Annotated in this window: 15 protein-coding genes, 1 tRNA gene and 2 pseudogenes; 12 read left to right on the top strand and 6 right to left on the bottom strand. The window is 72.7% G+C overall.

The window, feature by feature from the left end; translation table 11 throughout:
- The first annotated feature begins 88 nt into the window (after window positions 1-88).
- Window positions 89-754 carry a bifunctional DNA primase/polymerase gene (locus ACFPZJ_RS08765; RefSeq protein ID WP_381019282.1) on the top strand — a complete coding sequence of 222 codons (666 nt, stop codon included), beginning with the start codon at window positions 89-91 and terminating at the stop codon, window positions 752-754.
- Between the two features lie 56 nt (window positions 755-810).
- Window positions 811-1470 carry a hypothetical protein gene (locus ACFPZJ_RS08760; RefSeq protein WP_381019281.1) on the top strand — a complete coding sequence of 220 codons (660 nt, stop codon included), beginning with the start codon at window positions 811-813 and terminating at the stop codon, window positions 1468-1470.
- 244 nt (window positions 1471-1714) lie between these two features.
- Here ACFPZJ_RS08760 and ACFPZJ_RS08755 read toward each other — a convergent pair whose 3' ends face one another.
- The 3 genes from ACFPZJ_RS08755 to ACFPZJ_RS08745 all read right to left on the bottom strand — a co-directional run bounded on the left by ACFPZJ_RS08755 (window position 1715) and on the right by ACFPZJ_RS08745 (window position 4638).
- A complete protein-coding gene (locus ACFPZJ_RS08755) occupies window positions 1715-2680 on the bottom strand; it encodes a DUF5926 family protein (RefSeq protein WP_381019279.1) in 966 nt (321 codons plus the stop codon).
- A 334-nt stretch (window positions 2681-3014) separates the two neighbouring features.
- Entirely contained in the window at window positions 3015-3653 is a 639-nt protein-coding gene (locus ACFPZJ_RS08750; protein ID WP_381020132.1) for an ATP-binding protein, read from the bottom strand.
- A 157-nt stretch (window positions 3654-3810) separates the two neighbouring features.
- Window positions 3811-4638: a glycerophosphodiester phosphodiesterase gene (locus tag ACFPZJ_RS08745; RefSeq protein WP_381019277.1), complete on the bottom strand. Its 828-nt coding sequence runs from the start codon at window positions 4636-4638 to the stop codon at window positions 3811-3813.
- 298 nt (window positions 4639-4936) lie between these two features.
- On the opposite strand from ACFPZJ_RS08745, the gene ACFPZJ_RS08740 reads away from it, so the two are divergent.
- The 3 genes from ACFPZJ_RS08740 (at window position 4937) to ACFPZJ_RS08730 (ending at window position 7136) form a co-directional block, all read left to right on the top strand.
- Window positions 4937-6412, top strand: a complete 1476-nt coding sequence (locus ACFPZJ_RS08740) for a S1C family serine protease (RefSeq protein ID WP_381019275.1) — start codon at window positions 4937-4939, stop codon at window positions 6410-6412.
- 63 nt (window positions 6413-6475) lie between these two features.
- Window positions 6476-6562, top strand: a tRNA-Ser gene (locus ACFPZJ_RS08735).
- A gap of 229 nt (window positions 6563-6791) precedes the next feature.
- Complete coding sequence (locus tag ACFPZJ_RS08730) at window positions 6792-7136, top strand: DUF6234 family protein (RefSeq protein WP_381019273.1); 345 nt, start codon at window positions 6792-6794, stop codon at window positions 7134-7136.
- A 155-nt stretch (window positions 7137-7291) separates the two neighbouring features.
- Here ACFPZJ_RS08730 and ACFPZJ_RS08725 read toward each other — a convergent pair whose 3' ends face one another.
- Window positions 7292-8176: a bifunctional DNA primase/polymerase gene (locus ACFPZJ_RS08725; protein ID WP_381019272.1), complete on the bottom strand. Its 885-nt coding sequence runs from the start codon at window positions 8174-8176 to the stop codon at window positions 7292-7294.
- 358 nt (window positions 8177-8534) lie between these two features.
- On the opposite strand from ACFPZJ_RS08725, the gene ACFPZJ_RS08720 reads away from it, so the two are divergent.
- From ACFPZJ_RS08720 to ACFPZJ_RS08695, 6 genes and pseudogenes are all read left to right on the top strand, one after another.
- Complete coding sequence (locus ACFPZJ_RS08720; protein ID WP_381019270.1) at window positions 8535-8858, top strand: hypothetical protein; 324 nt, start codon at window positions 8535-8537, stop codon at window positions 8856-8858.
- A 286-nt stretch (window positions 8859-9144) separates the two neighbouring features.
- Window positions 9145-10146 carry a bifunctional MaoC family dehydratase N-terminal/OB-fold nucleic acid binding domain-containing protein gene (locus ACFPZJ_RS08715; protein WP_381019268.1) on the top strand — a complete coding sequence of 334 codons (1002 nt, stop codon included), beginning with the start codon at window positions 9145-9147 and terminating at the stop codon, window positions 10144-10146.
- Between the two features lie 38 nt (window positions 10147-10184).
- Window positions 10185-10562 (top strand): annotated as a pseudogene (locus ACFPZJ_RS08710) (MaoC family dehydratase); the annotation flags it as partial.
- 206 nt (window positions 10563-10768) lie between these two features.
- Complete coding sequence (locus ACFPZJ_RS08705) at window positions 10769-11935, top strand: lipid-transfer protein (RefSeq protein WP_381019266.1); 1167 nt, start codon at window positions 10769-10771, stop codon at window positions 11933-11935.
- A 291-nt stretch (window positions 11936-12226) separates the two neighbouring features.
- Complete coding sequence (locus tag ACFPZJ_RS08700) at window positions 12227-12823, top strand: SigE family RNA polymerase sigma factor (protein ID WP_381019264.1); 597 nt, start codon at window positions 12227-12229, stop codon at window positions 12821-12823.
- Window positions 12824-12986: 163 nt separating this feature from the next.
- Complete coding sequence (locus ACFPZJ_RS08695) at window positions 12987-14630, top strand: long-chain fatty acid--CoA ligase (protein WP_381020130.1); 1644 nt, start codon at window positions 12987-12989, stop codon at window positions 14628-14630.
- Between the two features lie 402 nt (window positions 14631-15032).
- Here the strand turns inward: ACFPZJ_RS08695 and ACFPZJ_RS08690 are convergent, their stop codons facing one another.
- Entirely contained in the window at window positions 15033-16226 is a 1194-nt protein-coding gene (locus ACFPZJ_RS08690; RefSeq protein ID WP_381019263.1) for an MFS transporter, read from the bottom strand.
- 152 nt (window positions 16227-16378) lie between these two features.
- On the opposite strand from ACFPZJ_RS08690, the gene ACFPZJ_RS08685 reads away from it, so the two are divergent.
- Window positions 16379-16960 carry a TetR/AcrR family transcriptional regulator gene (locus tag ACFPZJ_RS08685; RefSeq protein WP_381019261.1) on the top strand — a complete coding sequence of 194 codons (582 nt, stop codon included), beginning with the start codon at window positions 16379-16381 and terminating at the stop codon, window positions 16958-16960.
- 216 nt (window positions 16961-17176) lie between these two features.
- Here the strand turns inward: ACFPZJ_RS08685 and ACFPZJ_RS08680 are convergent.
- Window positions 17177-19359: pseudogene (locus ACFPZJ_RS08680) on the bottom strand (nickel transporter); the annotation flags it as partial.

Genomic DNA, 19359 nt, shown 5'->3' with positions numbered 1-19359 from the left:
CAACAGGTACGCACAGTGAAGTGATCGACACATGATGTGATGTGGACCACGGTGTTGCCATGCGTGCAACGGAAAGGAACGAGCGCTCATGCGCGAGATCCTCGGAAGGCGACGCAGGCTCCTGTCCCAGCGGAAGGACGGGAGGCCTGATGTGATCAGCGCGGCCCTGACCTTCGCGACGGAATGGCAGTGGCCCGTACTCCCGGGCGTGGCGGCGGACCCGCAGGACGGCTCCCGCTGCGGCTGCCCCGACCCGGACTGCACGGTGCCCGGCGCGCATCCCTTCGACCCCGGGCTCCTCGCGGCCACGACCGACGCGCGCATGGTGCGCTGGTGGTGGGCCAACCGGCCGGGCGCGCCGATCATCCTGGCCACCGGTGGCAAGGCCCCCTGCGCGGTGTCGCTGCCCGCGCTGCCGGCCGCCCGCGCCCTGGACGCGCTCGACCGGCTCGGCATGCGGCTCGGCCCGGTCGTGGCCTCGCCGACCCGCTGGTCGATCCTGGTGAAGCCGTACTCGATGGAACAGCTGGGCGAGCTGCTGTACGCCAAGGACTTCGTGCCCGGCTCCCTGCGCTTCCACGGCGAGGGCGGCTACCTGGCGCTGCCCCCGTCCGAGACCTGCCACGGCGAGGTCCGCTGGGAGCGCGCGCCGCTGCCCGGCTCCGCCTCACCGTGGGTGCCCGATGTCGAGGCCGTGGTGGACGCCGTGGTCGAGGCCCTCACTCGTACGGGTGTGAGCGCGCCCGAGCTCTGAGGGTGTCGGGCGCGCCCGAGCCCGGCGCCCGCCCCGGGGCGTTATCTTCCGGGTCCATGCCGCGTCATGCCGGGGGACGATCCCGGGACCCCCGAAGAGTCCGTCTGCTCGCCCTCGCGGGCGCCGTGACGGCGTGCGCGGTCGCCCTGCCCCTGGCAGTGGCGTCCGAGGGTTCCGTGCGCCAGGGGAACGGCGCGGCGGTACGTCAGGCCGCGGAACGCGGGGCCGCGGTAGGTGAGCCCGTACGCACCTCCCCGTACGACGACGGCAAGGCGCCCTCCGCCGCACCCGCCGGGTCCCCGCTGCCGTTCGATGCCGACCTGGCCACCGCCGTGCGCTGCGGGCCCGCCCTCACCTCCCCCGACGGCATCGAGGCGCAGACCTGTGTGATGGCGCAGGCCCAGGACGTCTGGGCGCGCACCTACTACCGCAACCTCACCGGCGACGCGCTGGAGGCCGCCCTCAGTCTCATGGGACCGGGCGGGCGCAGTCTGCGGATGCACTGCGCCGTGGGAGCCGGGGACGAGCCGGGGATGTGCGAGACGCCCCGGGAGCGCACCCGGGGTGAGCCGGCGGCCTACACCGCTGTCGCGGAGTTCGCGGACCGGGCCGGACGGGGCCCGCTGCGGCTGCGGTCCGGAAGCGACGGCGGCGACCGGAACGACGGCGACGACGGGAGCGACGCGACCAACTCGGCGGCGCGGCCGGGTAGTTGACGCGCGGCTGCGGTGGGTGAGCGACGCCGCCAACAGAAGGGCCCGGTTGCTGGCGACGGGGGATGCACCAGCAACCGGGCTACTGGAACGGTAACAAGAGATCGGCGGTTCGCAAATTCGATCTCGACCTTTCCGGTCACGGACTGGCTTGTGTCCGGGGGGAGTTGTGAGGGCAGTCACCCGCGTGGAGCCACGCTGGTCCGGCTGACCGGTCGGTCAGCCGGACCGGGGGTGCGGCCGTCTCTCAGCTCAGTGTGACCTGGCGGTTGGTCAGGCCACCGCGGGCCCGGCGTTCGTCGGCGGTGAGCGGCGCGTCCTCGGCCAGGGCCTCGGCGAGGCGCTCGGCGAACTCGGCGGCCGGCTTCTCCACGTCCTGCGCGCCGACCCCGCTCGGCAGGTCCCACACGGGCACGGTAAGCCCGTGAGCGCGGAAGGAGCCCACCAGGCGGGTGCCGTCGCCGAGGCTGGAGCGGCCCGCCGCGTGCAGCCGCGCGAGGGCGTCCAGAAGTTGCTCCTCGGGGTGCGGCATGACCCAGCGCAGGTGGTTCTTCTCCGGCGTCTCGCACCAGTACGCGGCGTCCACGCCGTGCAGCCGGGCGGTCGGGATCGCCGCCGCGTTGGCCCGCTCCAGGGACGCGGTGACCTCCGCGGTGGCGTTCTCCGGGTCCGGGACCCAGAACTCGAAGCCGCTGTGCACAACTGGCTCGAACGCGCCTTCCGGGTCGAGCAGGTCCTGCAGCCGTGGACCGTCGGCCGGGGCGCGGCGGCCCTGCACCGGCGTGCCGGGCTGCGCCTCCAGGGCACGCAGCAGCGTGTCGGCGAGGTCGCGGCTGATGTCGCCGGAGGCGGTGTCGTTCTGCAGGCCCAGCAGCACCGAGCCGTCCTCGCGGCGCAGGGCGGGCCAGGCCATCGGCAGAACCGTGGCCAGCGTGACCGACGGGACGCCCTCGGGCAGACCGTCCTTTAGCGTCAGCTCGACGGTGGCCGCGGGCACCAGTTCGCGCAGCGCCACCCAGTCGCACTCGCCCGGCAGGCCCTCGAAGGGCCGGTGCACCAGCTCGGTCACGGCCTGCGCGGCGGCCCGGCCGTGGCAGGCCTTGTAACGGCGGCCGCTGCCGCAGGGGCAGGGCTCGCGGGCGCCGACGACCGGGATCTCTCCGTCCGTGAGCTGCGGGCGCTTGGCCTTCGTCTGAGGTCGCTTCTTGGCCATCGTGGGTGTCTCCCGGTTACGGCTCGTCTCGTACGGGCGGGAGCCTAGCCGTTCGCGCCCGCAGCGACGGGGTCCTGTGGACAACGGGGAGTCTGTGGACAACGCGTCCGGCGGGCGGCCTCACCGGTCGTCGTCGGTGGGGAATCCGCGGCGAGGCCCCCTGGAAGGAGGCTGCGTCTCAGTCCACGCCCTGAGGCCAGGACACGTCTCGGTACGTGTCTCGGTCCGCTCGGTACGTGTCTCGGTCCGCTCGGTACGTGTCTCGGTCCGCTCGGTACGCGTCTCAGTCCATGTCCTCGAGCCAACACATGTCTTGGTCCGCTGGGTACGCGTCTCAGTCCACGTCCTCGAACGCGTCCGCGAAGTCGAGCCCGGGTATGTCGGACACCGCCGGGGCCGTGACCCGAGTCGCGAAGTCGTCGCGGCGGTGGCCGGCGTCCGGGTCGTACACGTCGTCGTGGACGACCACCCACACCGTGACCTCGCCCCGCACGTCGTCCCGTACGCCCCAGTCGTCGGCCAGCGCGGTGATGATGTTCAGCCCGCGGCCGCCGTGCGCGGTGACCGACGGGGTGGCCGGCGCCGGGCGGGTCGGGCCGCCGCCGTCCGTGACCTCGACGATGAGCCGACCGGTCGGGTCCACGCGCCACGCGGCGCGCACGTCGCCGTCCCCGGCCAGGGCGTCCCCCAGCGGCCTGCCGTGCTTGCAGGCGTTGCTGAGCAGTTCGGAAAGGATCAGTACGGCATCGTCGATGACCGAATCCGCCACGCCACCTCTGCGCAATTGATCACGCATACGGTGCCTGGCTTCCCCCACGCCCGCAGGGCCATGGGGTACGGCCATGCTCGACGACGTGGGCACCTCCTGTGCCACCACCAACGCCACCCCCGAGACCTCCTTTGCCCCACGCCACGGTGTGGATGCCCCATTGGCCTGTACCGGAAACCGGCCAATCGCCGTCCGGAGACGCATTCGCGACGATCGAACACGGAACGAACGCGCCGGAGCACACCCTGTAATCGTGTGGCTGAATTTCGTCGGTGTGGCCGAGACGTGAGGATGCTGGCCGCTTGGGGTGGGGGTCAAGAGGCTTGCGGTAAATGTGGGGCACGTGTGATCTCTGTGGCGATCACCGGCCGAGCTGGTCGAGGACCGCGCGCGGGCGGTTGGTGATGATGGCGTCGACGCCGAGGCCGACGCACAGCCGCACGTCCTCCGGTTCGTTCACCGTCCACACGTGCACCTGGTGACCGGCCCGCTTCAGGCGCTCGACGAACACCGGGTGGCTGCGCACGATGCGGATCGAGGGGCCCGCGATCCCGACGCCCAGGGGCAGCCGTCCGTCGCGCAGCCGGGGGGAGACGAACTGCATCAGGTAGACCGTCGGCAGCGTCGGCGAGGCGGCACGCACGCGGTGCAGCGAGCGCGCCGAGAAGCTCATCACGCGCACCGGGGACTCCTCAGGCGAGGCCGGGGCGTCGAGGCCGAACCTCTTCAGCAGCACCAGCAGCCGTTCCTCGACCTGGCCCGCCCAGCGCGTGGGGTGCTTGGTCTCGATGGCCAGCTCCACCCGGCGCCCGGCGTCGGCGACGAGTTCGAGGAGCCGCTCCAGGGTGAGGACGGAGGTCGCCTCGCGGTCCTCCGGGCGGTGCTCCCAGTCGGGCTCCTCGTCACGGCCCCGGAAGCCGTCCCGCGTCTTCCAGGAACCGAAGTCCAGGGCGGCGAGGTCCGAGAGCTCCAGCGCCGAGACCGCTCCGCGGCCGTTGGACGTACGGTTGACACGTCGGTCGTGGACGCACACGAGGTGCCCGTCGGCCGTCAGGCGCACATCGCACTCGAGGGCGTCGGCGCCGTCCTCGATGGCCTTCCGGTACGCGGCCAGGGTGTGCTCCGGGGCGTCCTCGGAGGCCCCGCGGTGGGCGACGACTTGAATCGGGTGCTGCCGTGCGTGGGTCACCGCGTCATGGTGCCACCACGTGCGGGTAGACGTCCGGTCGGACGGATTCGGCGGATGCGGCGGTCCGGACGGAGGCACTGTGATTGCGTCCTTTCCGTGAAGAATGCCCTATATAAAGAATGGCCTCGGACCCACAGCCACCGCTTATGGTGCCCTGACGGCCCATGGGAAAAGCTGACGGCATACAAAAGGACATGCGCAGCTGCATCGCGCCGGACCGTCGACCAGCGTGAACGAGCGTGAGTGAGTGCGACCGAGTGCGATTGAGGACAACAGCCGTGGATCGAGGAGAGAAGCTGTGAGCACCGAGAACGAGGGCACCGCGGTACCCCCGGCCCCGTCCGCACCCCCCGTGCCGGTGGATGCTCCCGCTGCTCAGCCGTCCCAGGAGGGCACGGCTCCGGCCGCAGGCACCGGCAGCACGCCTCCGGTCCCCCCGGCTCCGGCGAGCGCACCCGGCGCACAGGCGCAGGGCACCCCGGACCAGGCGGGCCACGGCTCGGCGCCCGGGCCGATGCCCGGCGGTTCCGGTTCGGCCCCCGACCCCTCCTGGCCGCCGCCCCCGCCGCCGGCCACCCCGTCGTACGGCGACGGCGGCGCCGGTGGCGGCGCGGGCGGCTGGGGATCCTCGTACCAGCCGCCGGAGCCGAAGCCCGGTCGCCGGCGCGGTGGCCTCGTGGCCGCGACCTTGGTGGCCGCGCTGGTCGCGGGCGGCCTGGGCGGCGGCCTCGGCTACACGCTGGCCAGGAACAACGACGACACGTCCGGCTCGACGACCGTGTCCGCCTCCACCAGCGGCGGCGACGTCAAGCGCGACCCGGGCACGGTCGCCGCCGTGGCCGCCAGGGCGCTGCCCAGCACGGTCACCATCGAGGCCGAGAGCGACAGCGGCGAGGGCGGCACCGGCACCGGCTTCGTCTTCGACAAGCAGGGCCACATCGTCACCAACAACCATGTGGTGGCGGGCGCCGTCGACGGCGGCAAGCTCACCGCGACCTTCCCCAACGGCAAGAAGTACGACGCCGAGGTGGTCGGCAACGCGCAGGGTTACGACGTCGCGGTCATCAAGCTCAAGAACGCCCCGTCCGACCTCCAGCCGCTCACCCTGGGCGACTCCGACAAGGTGGCCGTCGGCGACTCGACGATCGCGATCGGCGCCCCCTTCGGCCTGTCCAACACGGTCACCACGGGCATCATCAGCGCCAAGAACCGTCCGGTGGCCTCCAGCGACGGCACCGGCAGCCAGGCCTCGTACATGAGCGCCCTGCAGACCGACGCGTCGATCAACCCGGGCAACTCCGGCGGGCCGCTGCTGGACGCGCAGGGCAACGTCATCGGTATCAACTCCGCGATCCAGTCCACCGGCAACGGCGGCTTCGGGACCGGCCAGTCCGGTTCGATCGGCCTGGGCTTCGCCATCCCGATCAACCAGGCGAAGTACGTCGCCCAGCAGCTGATCAAGACGGGCAAGCCGGTGTACGCGAAGATCGGCGCGTCCGTCTCCCTGGAGGAGGGCTCCCAGGGCGCGCAGATCACCGACCAGGGCGCCGGCGGCTCCGAGGCGGTGGAGCCGGGTGGCCCCGCCGACAAGGCCGGCCTCAGGCCCGGCGACGTCATCACCAAGCTCGACGACCGGGTGATCGACTCCGGCCCGACCCTGATCGGCGAGATCTGGACCCACAAGCCCGGCGACAAGGTCACGATCACCTACGAGCGCGGCGGCAAGGAGCACACGGTCGAACTGACCCTGGGCTCCCGCGTGGGCGACAACTGACCCACGCACGCGCGTGTGGACCCGTTACCCTTGTCCCCGCGCCGCCGATCACGGCAGGCGCGGGGAGGCGTGCCCGAGCGGCCGAAGGGAACGGTCTTGAAAACCGTCGTGGCAGCGATGTCACCGTGGGTTCAAATCCCACCGCCTCCGCGCTGAGAGCAGTGAGAACGGCCCCTGACCTGGGTGTTAGGTCAGGGGCCGTTCTCTTGCTCGGCTACCATCACTGCCCGCTGTTCCCCGTGGTCTCCCGCTCGATCGGGTACGGCTGGGGCGGTCGCCCGATCACCGGACGGTTCCGATGGGAGCGGCGCGTCTGAGTAGCTGTGCTCATGTGCAATGCCTGCCACACCAGCATGCTGGGCGGCATGCGGTCAACGGGATGTCACCAGCAGCCGGAACGGTGGTGGGTATGAGGCCCGGAGGTGCGCCGTCGACCGGTGAGCAGATCGGTGTCAGCGTGGCGCTTCTCGTCATCGACCTGATGGTCATCGCTTATTTGCTGTTCATCCGCTACGGGATGACTGGCTGGGCTGACGCCTATGACAGCGACAATCCGCCCGATGCGCCCAGGGAGGCGTTGCGGGGAATGTGGCTCCTGGTCGGCGGCGCAGTCGTCACAGGCGGTGGTCTTCTTGTCCTGGGATGGCGGATTCCGGGCGTCGTGCAACTGATTGTCCTGGGAGTCGGAGCAGGGCTGCTCGCATGCTTCGCCGCCCGTGGATAGCGTGCGTCTGCCAAGCCACCTCGACCCACCACTCTCCCCAGCTCCCATCCCGTCTGCCGTCGACCTACACACCGCTCTGCCTGGGCGATGGCAGGCGGGATGGGAGCTCCCCGCGCACGCCACTGCTTGGGGGGTCGCCCTGGCCGCTTCCTCCCTCAGGGCCGATGGCCCGTCATCCGCGCTGCCGACGTGATCGTCGCGCGCGCCTCGCGTTCGGAGAGGCCGGTGTTGAGGGCCGCGTCGACCAGCGGTTCGACGAGGGCGGGGCCGATGCCGTCCTCGTAGGCGCGGCAGGCCGCCCAGAACAGGCGGGTGTTGCGCTGGCCCTCGTGCGCCGCGAGGACGAACTGGACCAGGCCCTGGCCGTGGCCGTTCATCGACGGGGGCGCGGAGTGGTGCTCGGGGTGGGGCGCGCGGGGCGGCGGGAGGAGCAGGCGCAGGAGGGCCGACGGGCAGGCGGCGGGGGGCAGATGCGCGGTGCCGGGGGCGGCGGCGTACGCGCCGTGGTCCGTACGGGACCCCGGGCCGACGAGGTAGCCGCCGGCGCCACGGATGTCGATGCCGGGGGCGAGGCGGCCCGCGGAGTTGGGGACGACGACGTCGGGCGGACCGCTCAGCCACAGGTGACGGCCGCCGGAGGGGGTCACCACGACCACGGTGGGCGGGATCGTGAACAGGTGCCGCAGGGCCAGTTCGCGCAGCGCCGCCGAGGAGTCCGTGCCCGTCTTCACGTCCAGGTCGATGCCGATCAGGTGGTGCGGGGGCAGTCCGCAGGCGATGCCGTAGCCGGTCGCCCACGGGGCGGCGGCGAACAGTTCGCGGATGCGGGCGGGGTCGGTGGAGGCGTCGTAGACGCCGTGGCCGAAGCGGCCGCACTCGCCGTGGCAGGGCCGGCCCACCGGGTCCGCGTCATCGCGGTGCGGGGAGCGCAGGGCCGGGAGCTTCGTCCGGGACAGGGGGAGGACGGCCAGTCCGCGTTCGGCGGCTGACAGGGCGTGCGCGAGGGCCAGCGTCGTGGCCTGCCGGTTGGTGGTGGCCATGACTTCATTTTCGTACGTACGTTCGAAAAAGGGAAGGGGGTGGGGTGCGGCGCGTCCGCGTGAGAGGTCGGGCGGGAAGTGTGCCGGAACGCTTCGTCTGTTGCGGCGCCTGGGATCGAACCATCCCTGGGGCTCCCTGTTGGGGCACAAGGGGTGCAAAGGGGTTTATCGACATGTCCTCACGCTTGCGTGCGAATCGAGGCTTCCAAGGTGGTTCGCCGGAATTCGGTGGGCAAGTCTGATCTCGCGACATCGTGCACAGCACCGGGGCGGTCGGCCAACTGCCCTGGTGGAAGCCGTACTCCACGCACTCACGGCCACACATGCCCATAGGGAACCTGGTTCTGGAGGACAGACATTGACAGACATCCATACCGCCCGTCTCATCGCCGCGGTCTGCGCCCTTCCACTCGCGGCCGCCCTGTTCGCCGGTGCCGCGGCGGCGGACAACGGCGCGATCGCGGACGACGGAGCCGGCGCGGCCGTCACGAACGCCGTGGCGGGCGTCGCCGGCAGTGGCGTCGGCGGTGACAACTTCGGCACCTCCGCCACGACCCAGCAGCAGGCCGTCGGTTCCGGCGCCTCGAACGAAAGCAAGACCACCCAGGTAAACGGCTCCACGTTCACGGCCGTCAACCAGGGCCACGACAACGTGGCCGTCAGCTTCACACCGCTGTGGTGACGAGCTGACGGGGCCGGTGCGGCGGCGCCGGCTCCCGACTTCTGTGGATGTGCTTTCAAGGGTGAGATCGCCTGCGCGGCGGTACTTCGGTGCCGCCGCGCAGGCGTTCTTCGTGTGTGCGGTGAGGGGGTTCTCCCGTGCGTGTGTTCCCTGCGGGCGCCCTGCTCGCACCTTGACAGCTCAAGCCGTCTGGCGGAGAGTCAGAAATCTGACGCATAGTCAGAAACTCTCGTCGAGGTCGTGGGAACCGGATCGGGGGTCGCGGTGTACCAGAAGTGTCAACGCGATGCGGACGGGACGACGAGGGGGAAGCGTGAACGGTGAGCCGGAGGTGAGCGAGGAGCTCACCAGGCGGCTGAAGGCCTACGAGGGGCGGGCGGCGACGGTCGCCGCGGTGGGCAGGGATCCCGTCAACGAGCCCATGATCCGGCACTGGTGCGAGGCGATGGATGACAGCAATCCCGCGTACCAGGGGCCACGAGCCGTCGCTCCGCCGACCATGCTCCAGGTGTGGACGATGGGCGGCCTCTCCGGCCACACGGGCCGGACGGACGCGTACGACGAGCTGCTCGGCCTCCTCGACGAGGCGGGGTGCACGGCGGTCGTCGCCACCGACTGCGAGCAGGAGTACGTGCGGCCCCTGCGACCCGGCGACGAGATCACCTTCGACGCGGTCGTCGAGTCGGTGTCGGACCGCAAGAGCACCAAGCTGGGGACGGGATACTTCGTCACCACCCGCACCGACATCCGGGCCGGAGGCGAACTCGCGGGCACCCACCGCTTCCGCATCCTCAAGTACGCCCCTGCCCGGGCGCCTGCTCGCGCCTCCGCCCGCGCCCCAGCCCTCGCGACTGTCCCCACTTCCGACCGCCGTCGGGAAGCACCGGAGGAACGACGGCCCCGCCCCGTCGTCAACCGGGACAACGCCGGCTTCTGGGAGGGCGTGGACCGGCACGAGCTGCTGATCCAGCGGTGCACCGGCTGCGGCTCGCTGCGCTTCCCCTGGCTGCCGGGCTGCAGCGCCTGCGGCTGCCCGGAGTGGGACACGGTCGAGGCGAGCGGCGAGGGCAGGGTCTTCTCCTACGTGGTGGTGCACCATCCGCCCTTCCCGGCTTTCGCCCCTCCCTACTCCGTGGCCCTGATCGAACTCGCGGAGGGGGTGCGGATCATCAGCAACGTCGTGGGGGTGCCGTACGACAAGGTGCGCATCGGCATGCCGGTACGGCTCCGATTCCGCCGGTACGACGACGAGTCGGTGCTGCCGGTGTTCCAGGGGGTGAGCCCATGACCGCCGGCGGCGAGCCGGCCTCTTCGGCACCGGCCGGGCTGCGCGTCGGCGACCACCTCCCGCCCCTGGAGATCCCGATCACCCGCACGCTGATCGTGGCGGGGGCGATCGCCTCCCGGGACTTCCAGGACGTGCACCACGACGCCGAGCTGGCCCGGCAGAAGGGCTCCCCCGACATCTTCATGAACATCCTGACGACGAACGGCTTGGTCGGCCGCTACATCACGGACCACCTCGGCCCCCGGGCCGTGCTGCGACGGGTGGCCATACGGCTGGGCGCCCCCAACTACCCCGGCGACACCCTGGTGCTGACGGGGACGGTCGAGGACATCGCCGGAGACACGGCGACGGTGCGGGTCCTCGGGTCGAACGGCATCGGCCGCCACGTCACCGGGACGGTGACGGTGACCCTCCCGCCGACGGCCGCTGCCCCGACAACCGCCGCTGCCCCGACAACCGCCGCCGCGCCGACGGCCGCTGCCCCACCGACCTGTGCCGCCCCGACGGCTGCCGCACCGACGGAAGGCCGCCCTCCCGCCGAGAGCCACCGTCCCGCCGACGACCGCCACTCCACCGCACAGCCGCTCCACCACACAACCAGGCACCCCCACAGGAGCCCGCCATGACCCTGCACACCCGTGACAGGCTCGGCGGCCGTGCGGCGATCGTCGGGATCGGGGCCACGGAGTTCTCCAGGAACTCGGGGCGCAGCGAGCTGCGGCTGGCCGTGGAGGCGGTGCGTGCCGCGCTGGACGACGCCGGTCTGGCACCGGCCGACGTGGACGGGATGGTCACGTTCACCATGGACACCAGCCCGGAGATCACCGTGGCTCAGGCGGCGGGGATCGGCGAGCTGTCCTTCTTCTCCCGCGTCCACTACGGCGGCGGTGCGGCCTGCGCGACCGTCCAGCAGGCCGCGCTCGCGATAGCCGCGGGCATCGCGGAGGTGGTCGTCTGCTACCGCGCGTTCAACGAGCGGTCGGGTCGGCGCTTCGGCTCCGGGGTCCGGCAGCGGGAACCGTCGGCGGAGGGCGCGGCGCTCGGCTGGTCGCTGCCGTTCGGTCTGCTCACCCCGGCCTCGTGGGTGGCGATGGCGGCCCAGCGGTACCTGCACGCGCACGGGCTGACGCCGGAGGCGTTCGGGCAGGTGGCCGTGGTGAACCGCGCGTACGCGGCGACCAACCCGGCGGCGTACTTCCACGGCAGACCCATCACCCTCGCCGACCACGCCGCCTCCCGGTGGATCGTCGAGCCGCTGCGGCTGCTGGACTGCTGCCAGGAGACGGACGGCGGACAGGCGCTCGTCGTCACGTCCCTGGAGCGGGCCTGTGACCTGCCGCATCCGCCCGCCGTGGTCGCGGCGGCCGCCCAGGGCGCGGGACGCGCGCAGGAGCAGATGACGAGCTTCTACCGCGACGACCTGACAGGCCTGCCCGAGAGCCGCGTGGTGGCCCGGCAGCTGTGGCGGACGGCGGGGCTGGGGCCGCAGGACATCGACGTGGGGATCCTGTACGACCACTTCACCCCGTTCGTGCTGATGCAGCTGGAGGAGTTCGGCTTCTGCGCGCCCGGCGAGGCGGCGGACTTCGTGGCCGAGGGGCGGCTTCCGCTCAACACGCACGGGGGACAGCTCGGGGAGGCCTACCTGCACGGAATGAACGGCATCGCGGAGGCGGTCCGGCAGATCAGGGGGACCGCGGTGAACCGGATACCGGAGGCCCGGCGCGTCCTGGTGACTGCGGGCACGGGCGTACCGACATCTGGTGTGGTGCTCACGGCGGACGACTGAGGCCAGGCAGGGACCTCGGCGGCCGCGCACCCGCCACGACCTCCCGAGCGGTCGCTCCCGTGCCAGTCCTCCTGCGCGCTTCCTCCCTCACCTCCCGAGGCGAATCACCGAGCGAAACCCACGGCGCGAACCCCCAGGGGCCGAACCCCCAGGGGTGAACCCGCAGTAGGCATCCCCCTCCCGTCCACCTTCAGGAGGTGCGGCCGGCCCTGCCCCTACAACCTGAGGGGGACTCGTCTTCGGCACCTGCGGCCGATCCGCCGGAGACCCTCCCGCTCATAGCGTTGAGCCATGACCACACCCGTCTGCACCAGCGCTTCGAAGGCCGCCGCACCGGCGACGGCCCCGGCACCGGCGACGGCCGCGGCACCAGTGACGCACACCCTCCCCTACCCGTCGTTCACGTCGTACGTGAGGGCCCGGCAGCCGGTGTTGCTGCGTACCGCCAGGTCGCTGACCGGGAACCCGTGCGACGCGGAGGACCTGCTGCAGACCGCGCTCACCAAGACGTACGTCGCCTGGGAGCGCATCGAGGACCACCGCGCGCTCGACGGCTACGTGCGCCGCGCGCTGCTGAACACGCGGACGTCGCAGTGGCGCAAGCGCAAGGTCGACGAGTTCGCGACCGACGAGCTGCCCGAACCGGAGCCCCTGCCCGGACACGACGACGACCCGGCGGAGCGGCAGGCGCTCCGCGACGCGATGTGGCGGGCGATCATGCGGCTGCCGGCGCGGCAGCGGGCGATGGTCGTCCTGAGGTACTACGAGGACCTCAGCGAGGCCCAGACCGCCGAGGTGCTCGGCGTCTCCGTCGGCACGGTGAAGTCGGCCGTGTCGCGGGCGCTGGGCAAGCTGCGGGACGATCCTGAGCTGGGGCTTGTTCGGTAGTGCGCCGAAACGTCGGGCGACGGTGCGCCGGAGCGTGGCGTAACGTCACCTGATCGATCACCCGGGAGTAGTGACATACCGCGCGGTATGTGCGCAGAATCAGCGCAACCCTTACCGCCGCGTAGGCGATGTCGCCATCCGGGAGGACGCCGTGCTGAGCACCATGCAGGACGTACCGCTGCTGATCTCGAGGATTCTGACCCACGGGTCGACGATCCACGGGTCATCGCGGGTGACCACCTGGACCGGTGAGGGCGAGCCGCACCGCCGCTCCTACGCCGAGATCGGCTCCCGCGCGGCCCAGCTGGCGCACGCGCTGCGCGAGGACCTCGGGGTGGCCGACGACGACCGTGTGGCCACGCTCATGTGGAACAACGCCGAGCACGTGGAGGCCTACTTCGCGATCCCCTCCATGGGCGCGGTCCTGCACACCCTCAACCTGCGCCTGCCGGCCGAGCAGCTGGCCTGGATCGTCAACCACGCGGCCGACCGGGTGATCATCGCCAACGGTTCGCTGCTGCCCCTGCTCGCCCCGCTGCTGCCGCACCTGAGGACGGTGGAGCACGTGGTGGTCTCCGGGCCGGGCGACCGTTCCCTGCTCGCGGACGCGACCGCGCGGGTGCACGAATACGAGGACCTCGTCGCGGGGAAGCCGACCACGTACGACTGGCCGCAGCTGGACGAGCGCCAGGCGGCCGCCATGTGCTACACCTCCGGCACCACCGGTGACCCGAAGGGCGTCGTCTACAGCCACCGGTCCATCTACCTGCACTCCATGCAGGTCAACATGGCCCAGTCCATGGGGCTGACGGACCAGGACACCTCGCTGGTCGTGGTCCCGCAGTTCCACGTCAACGCCTGGGGGCTGCCGCACGCGACCTTCATGACCGGCGTGAACCTGCTGATGCCGGACCGCTTCCTCCAGCCGGCGCCCCTCGCCGAGATGATCGAGACCGAGAAGCCGACGCACGCGGCGGCCGTCCCCACCATCTGGCAGGGTCTGCTCGCCGAGCTGACCGCCAAGCCCAGGGACGTCTCCTCCCTCACCCAGGTCACCATCGGCGGCTCCGCCTGTCCGCCCGCCCTGATGGAGGCGTTCGACAAGCTGGGCATGCGCGTCTGCCACGCCTGGGGCATGACGGAGACCTCCCCGCTGGGCACGGTCGCCCGTCCCCCGGCCCAGGCGGTCGGCACCGAGAAGGAGTTCGCCTACCGCCTCACCCAGGGCCGTTTCCCGGCCGGCGTCGAGGCCCGCCTGACCGGCCCGGGCGGCGAGCGCCTCCCCTGGGACGGCGAGTCCGCCGGCGAGCTGGAGGTCCGCGGCCCGTGGATCGCCGGCGCCTACTACAACGGCCCCGACGGCGAACCCCTGCGCCCGGCCGACAAGTTCAGCGAGGACGGCTGGCTGAAGACCGGCGACGTCGGCACGATCTCCGCCGACGGCTTCCTCACCCTCACCGACCGCGCCAAGGACGTCATCAAGTCGGGCGGCGAGTGGATCTCCTCGGTGGAGCTGGAGAACGCCCTGATGTCCCACCCGGACGTCGCCGAGGCGGCGGTCGTCGCCGTCCCCGACGACAAGTGGGGCGAGCGCCCGCTGGCCACGGTCGTCCTCAAGGAGGGCGCGACCGCCGACTTCGAGACGCTGCGCGCCTTCCTCGCCGACGAGGGGAAGATCGCCAAGTGGCAGCTCCCGGAGCGCTGGACGATCATCGAGTCGGTGCCGAAGACGAGCGTCGGCAAGTTCGACAAGAAGGTGCTGCGCAGGCAGTACGCACAGGGCGAGCTGGACGTCACCAAGCTCTGAAACCGGCGGGGCGTCGCGAGTCGGGCCTTCGAGGCCGGGCTGGGGCGTCGCCCCTACGCGCGCAGTCCGGCCGAGGGCGTCCCACTCATCGGCCGGGGGGTTTCGCGCCGTGCGGCCCGGGGCCTCACCGCCGTACAGCCCGGGGGCAGACCCGGTAGGCCGTGCCGTCACCGCCGTACGGCTGAAGGCCTCGCCGCCGTGCGGCCGGGGCATCACAGTGCCGGGCCCGTGCCTGAACCCGCTACGGCTGAAGGCCTCGCCGCCGTGCGGCCGGGGCATCACCATCGCCCGGCCCGTGCGATCACCCTTGAACGGGCCGGGGTGTCACCCCCGGCCCGTGCCGTCACCCTCCAACGGCCGGGCGTCACCAGCCGCCCCGCCAGGGCGTCCCGGCCCGTGCCCTCACCGCCGCCCAGCCGTCGCCCCCCACCCCAGCACCAGCCACACCCCGGCCACCGCGCACACCCCGCCCCAGCCGGCGTGGCTGAAGGCGTACCCCGCGAGGGCCGAGGCGGCGGCGCCGCCGGCGAAGCCCGCGACGACGTACGCGGTGTTGGCGGTGGCCGGGGTGGACGTCGTGGTCAGGGCCAGCGTCTGGTTGGCGACATGCGAGGCGACGAGGGCCGCGTGGATCGCGATGGCGGCGACGAACAGGGCCGCGATCACCTGCCCGCCCAGCCAGAACAGCGGCACGGACACGGCCGCGAGCAGATACGCCGACCGAACGACCTCGGCGGCGCCGAACCGGTCGACCAGGCCGCCCGCCAGCGGTGCCACCGCGCTGGCCGTCAGCCCGAACAGGCCGAAGAGCCCGGCGGTGGCGGTGGACAGGCCGTAGGCGGGTCCCGTCAGCAGCAGCGCGAGCGAGGTCCACAGCGCGCTCCACGCCCCGAACATCCCGGCCTGCCGCACGCACGCGCGCCACAGGTCGGGCGAGCGGCGGACGAGACCGGGCAGGGTGGCCAGGGCCGAGAGCAGGGAGCCGTCCCGCCGCCGCTCTGAGGGCAGGACGTACGCGGTCGCCAGTCCCAGTACGGCGGTCAGCACGGCCGCGCCCGCGAACACCCACCGCCAGCCGAAGGCCTGACCGGCCAGTCCGCCGAGCACACGGGCCGCGACGATGCCCGTGAACAGCCCGGCGATCACGGTCGCGACATGGCGGGCGCGCCGGTCGGCGGGGGCGCATTCGGCGACGAGCGGGACGAGCAGCTGCGGGACGACGGTCGCGGCCGAGGCGACGAACACGGCGGCGGCCAGCGCGGTCGCCCCGGGTGCCGCCGCGCTGGCGACCAGACCGGCCGCGGTGACCAGGGTGAGGGCGCCGACGAGGCGACGGCGGTTGGCGCTGTCGCCGAGCGGGGCGAAGAGGAGCAGGCCGACGGCGTAGCCGAGCTGCGCGATCGAGGCGATCCAGGCCACGGCCGAGGGCGTGGAACCGAAGTCGCGGGCCATCAGGGAGAGCAGCGGGGCGGCGAGGTAGATGTTGGCCGCCGTGACCGCGCTGCACACCGCGAGGAGGGTGAGGAAGACGGCCGGGGGCGGGGTGCGGCGCGGCGTGGGGGCGGAGGCCGGGCGGACGGTCGTTGCTGAGGACATGAGCGGGGGACTCCTTCGAGCCTTGCTCGGGGACGGTTGGAGCCAACTCCAACAACCAACCAGTTGGTTGGCTGAAGGGTTGAACAGTCCCGGCGCCCCGGGCATTCCCTGTCAACCAAATGGTTGGTTACCTGCCGCGCTACCCTGGCCCCATGGCAGCAAGGGACCCCGAGGCCACCAGGGCCCGGATCTTCGAGGCGGCGACCGCCGAGTTCGCCCGCCACGGCATCGCCGGCGCCCGCATCGACCGCATCGCGACCGAGGCGAAGGCCAACAAGCAGCTGATCTACGCCTACTTCGGCAACAAGGCGGAGCTGTTCGCCCGGGTCCTGGAGAAGTCCATGCTCGACCTGGCCGTCGCCGTGCCCGTCGACCCGGACGACATCGAGAACTGGATCGACCGGGTCATGGACTACCACGCCGCCCACCCCGAGGTGCTGCGCCTGCTCATCTGGGAGGGCCTGGAGTACGGCAGCGCACACGAGCTGCCCGACGAGGCCGAACGCCAGGAGCACTACCGCAGCAAGATCGCAGCCCTCCGCGACGGCCAGGACCGGGGCGTGATCACCGACGCGATCCCGGCCCGCGATCTGCTCTTCCTGCTCATCGCACTGGCCAACTGGGCCGCCGTGGTCCCGCAGATGCGCCGCATCGTCGCGGGCACCGACGACACCGACCGCGACCGCCTGCGCGCCTCGGTCAGGGAGGCGGCCCGCCGACTGGTCGCCCGCTGAGCGGCGCGGCACGCCGACCGGTCTGTTGATCGCTCACCCTGCCGGACCGGCGCCGACGAGTCGAGACGAGGTGCTCGGCTGCGTACGGCGGTCGGTCAGTTGATCAGTTGACGCAGGACGGTAGATCGGTCGGTCAGTCGACGCACGACGGTGCATCAGCTGACCGGCTGACGCACGACGGTCGTCGGTTGACCAGTCACGACGCACGACGGTCGGTCAGTTGATCCCGATCCGGGCCAGCAGGTCGACGATCCGTACCTGCACCTCGCTGCTGGTGGACCGCTCCGCGAGGAACAGCACCGTCTCGCCCGAGGCCAGCCGCGGCAGGTCGGCCTGGTCGACGGCGGCGGTGTAGACGACGAGCGGGGTGCGGTTGAGCTGCCCGTTCGCGCGCAGCCAGTCGACGATCCCTGCCCTGCGCCGATGCACCTGCATCAGGTCCATCACCACGAGGTTCGGCCGGAACTGCCCTGCCAGCGTCACCGCGTCCGCGTCGCTCGCGGCCCGCGCCACCTGCATCCCGCGCCGCTCCAGCGTCGCGGTCAGCGCCAGCGCTATCTCCGCGTGTTCCTCGATCAGCAGCACGCGCGGCGGGTGCTGCTCACTGTCCCGCGGCGCCAGCGCCTTCAGCAGGACGGCGGGATCGGCGCCGTACGCCGCATCCCGTGAGGCCTGCCCCAGACCGGCCGTGACCAGCACCGGCACCTCGGCCGCCACCGCCGCCTGGCGCAGCGACTGAAGCGCGGTCCGCGTGATCGGCCCGGTCAGCGGGTCGACGAAGAGCGCGGCGGGGAAGGCCGCGATCTGCGCGTCGACCTCCTCGCGGGAGTGCACGATGACGGGCCGGTAACCACGGTCGCTCAGCGCCTGCTGCGTGCTGACGTCCGGCGCGGGCCACACCAGCAGCCGACGAGGGTTGTCCAGCGGCTCCGGCGGCAGTTCGTCGTCCATCGGCTGCGGCCGCGGCGGATCGGCCACCTCGACGGCCCCGCCGGGACCGTCCAGCGGCTCGGGCCCCTCAGCGGCGTTCTCGTCCGGCGCGCCGATCGCGTACGACCGTCCGGCGCCCTCGGTCCCCGGCGCGAGCCGGGACTGCCCCGCCATCGAGTGCTGCGGCTGCGGCTGGGCGGGCGCCTGCGCGGGCTGCTCGGCCGGCGGGTGCGGGCGGGCGGCCTGCTCCGGCCGCGTGGCCGGGTCGGGAGGCGTACCGAGCTTGCGACGACGACCCGAGCCACCCGGCTGGTGCGGCGGAGGCGTGGCCGAGGGCTGCTGCACCTGGGCCGCCTGCCGGTTGAACGGTACGCCCTGCCCCAGCGTCCGCACGCTGATCGCCCGGCCCTGCGTCGAGTTCGGATCACCCGGCGCCGCGGCCTCCGCGGGCAACGGCTGAGCCACCCGCTGCGCCTGAGCGGCACCTTCGGGCGGCAGGGGGGCGCCGGGCGCGGGCGCGCCCTGCTGCTGAGCCGGGGCCGGAACCGGGGCCTGCACCTGGGCCGGGGCGGCGGCGCCGTTCGCGGACACGGCGCTCGGCGGGGTCGCGTTCGGTGGTGGTACGGGGGTCGGCGTGCTCCCGTGGGGCGGTACGGGGTTCCCGGCCGGGGCCGGGTTGGGCGGCATGGGCGTGCCCGCGCCGGAGGTGTCGGCGGCCGCGGGCCACTGCTGCGGGGCGGGAGTGCCCTGGGCCGGGGTGCCCTGACCCGGGGCCGCCTCCGCGGGGAGCGCCTGGTCGGCAGCGGCCTGTTCCGCCGCGGCTGCCGTGCCCGGGTGCGCGGGAACGGGTTCCGGCGCGACGGCGCCCTGACCCGCCGGTGCCTGTCCCGGCACGGCTTGCTGCGGCAGCGGCTGACCGGCGGCGACGGCCTGCTGGGCGGGCAGCCCGGCGTACCCGGACGGATCCTGCGCCGGCCCCGGCTGGTGGACCTGCGGCACCTGCGGCTGGAGGGCCGGCCCGACCCCGGCGGCCTGCACGCCCTGACCGGCGGCAACGCCCTGAACGGGCACGGCGGCGCCCTGCGGCGGCACGGAGGCCCCCTGAACCGGCAGGCCCACACCGGGCGGCGGCACGGTCACCCCATGCGGGGGCACCGCGACCCCCTGCGGCGGGACAGCGACCCCCTGCGGCGGGACGGCCGCACCCTGCGGGGGAACGGTGTTGCCGTGTGGCAGGGCGGGGACGCCCTGGGCGGGCACCGGGCCACCCTGAGCGGGCCCCGAAGCGCCCTGAGCAACCCCTTGAGCGGGAACGGGAGCCCCCTGAGGTGGGACGGGCGCACCCTGCGGGGGAACGGTGTTGCCGTGTGGCAGGGCGGGGACGCCCTGGGCGGGCACCGGGCCACCCTGAGCGGGCCCCGAAGCGCCCTGAGCAACCCCTTGAGCGGGAACGGGAGCCCCCTGAGGTG

Origin of the sequence: Streptomyces bullii (assembly GCF_042657145.1) — a bacterium.
Lineage (GTDB): Bacteria > Actinomycetota > Actinomycetes > Streptomycetales > Streptomycetaceae > Streptomyces > Streptomyces bullii.
This window is presented reverse-complemented; position numbering and strand designations above follow the sequence as displayed.

Excerpts from the sequence above, each read along its gene's own strand:
- ACFPZJ_RS08765 (WP_381019282.1), top strand. The coding sequence starts at position 89 with ATGCGCGAGATCCTCGGAAGGCGACGCAGGCTCCTGTCCCAGCGGAAG.
- ACFPZJ_RS08760 (WP_381019281.1), top strand. The coding sequence starts at position 811 with ATGCCGCGTCATGCCGGGGGACGATCCCGGGACCCCCGAAGAGTCCGT.
- ACFPZJ_RS08755 (WP_381019279.1), bottom strand. The coding sequence starts at position 2,680 with ATGGCCAAGAAGCGACCTCAGACGAAGGCCAAGCGCCCGCAGCTCACG.
- ACFPZJ_RS08750 (WP_381020132.1), bottom strand. The coding sequence starts at position 3,653 with ATGCGTCTCCGGACGGCGATTGGCCGGTTTCCGGTACAGGCCAATGGG.
- ACFPZJ_RS08730 (WP_381019273.1), top strand. The coding sequence starts at position 6,792 with ATGTCACCAGCAGCCGGAACGGTGGTGGGTATGAGGCCCGGAGGTGCG.
- ACFPZJ_RS08725 (WP_381019272.1), bottom strand. The coding sequence starts at position 8,176 with ATGGCCACCACCAACCGGCAGGCCACGACGCTGGCCCTCGCGCACGCC.
- ACFPZJ_RS08715 (WP_381019268.1), top strand. The coding sequence starts at position 9,145 with ATGCGGACGGGACGACGAGGGGGAAGCGTGAACGGTGAGCCGGAGGTG.
- ACFPZJ_RS08705 (WP_381019266.1), top strand. The coding sequence starts at position 10,769 with ATGACCCTGCACACCCGTGACAGGCTCGGCGGCCGTGCGGCGATCGTC.
- ACFPZJ_RS08700 (WP_381019264.1), top strand. The coding sequence starts at position 12,227 with ATGACCACACCCGTCTGCACCAGCGCTTCGAAGGCCGCCGCACCGGCG.
- ACFPZJ_RS08695 (WP_381020130.1), top strand. The coding sequence starts at position 12,987 with ATGCAGGACGTACCGCTGCTGATCTCGAGGATTCTGACCCACGGGTCG.
- ACFPZJ_RS08690 (WP_381019263.1), bottom strand. The coding sequence starts at position 16,226 with ATGTCCTCAGCAACGACCGTCCGCCCGGCCTCCGCCCCCACGCCGCGC.
- ACFPZJ_RS08685 (WP_381019261.1), top strand. The coding sequence starts at position 16,379 with ATGGCAGCAAGGGACCCCGAGGCCACCAGGGCCCGGATCTTCGAGGCG.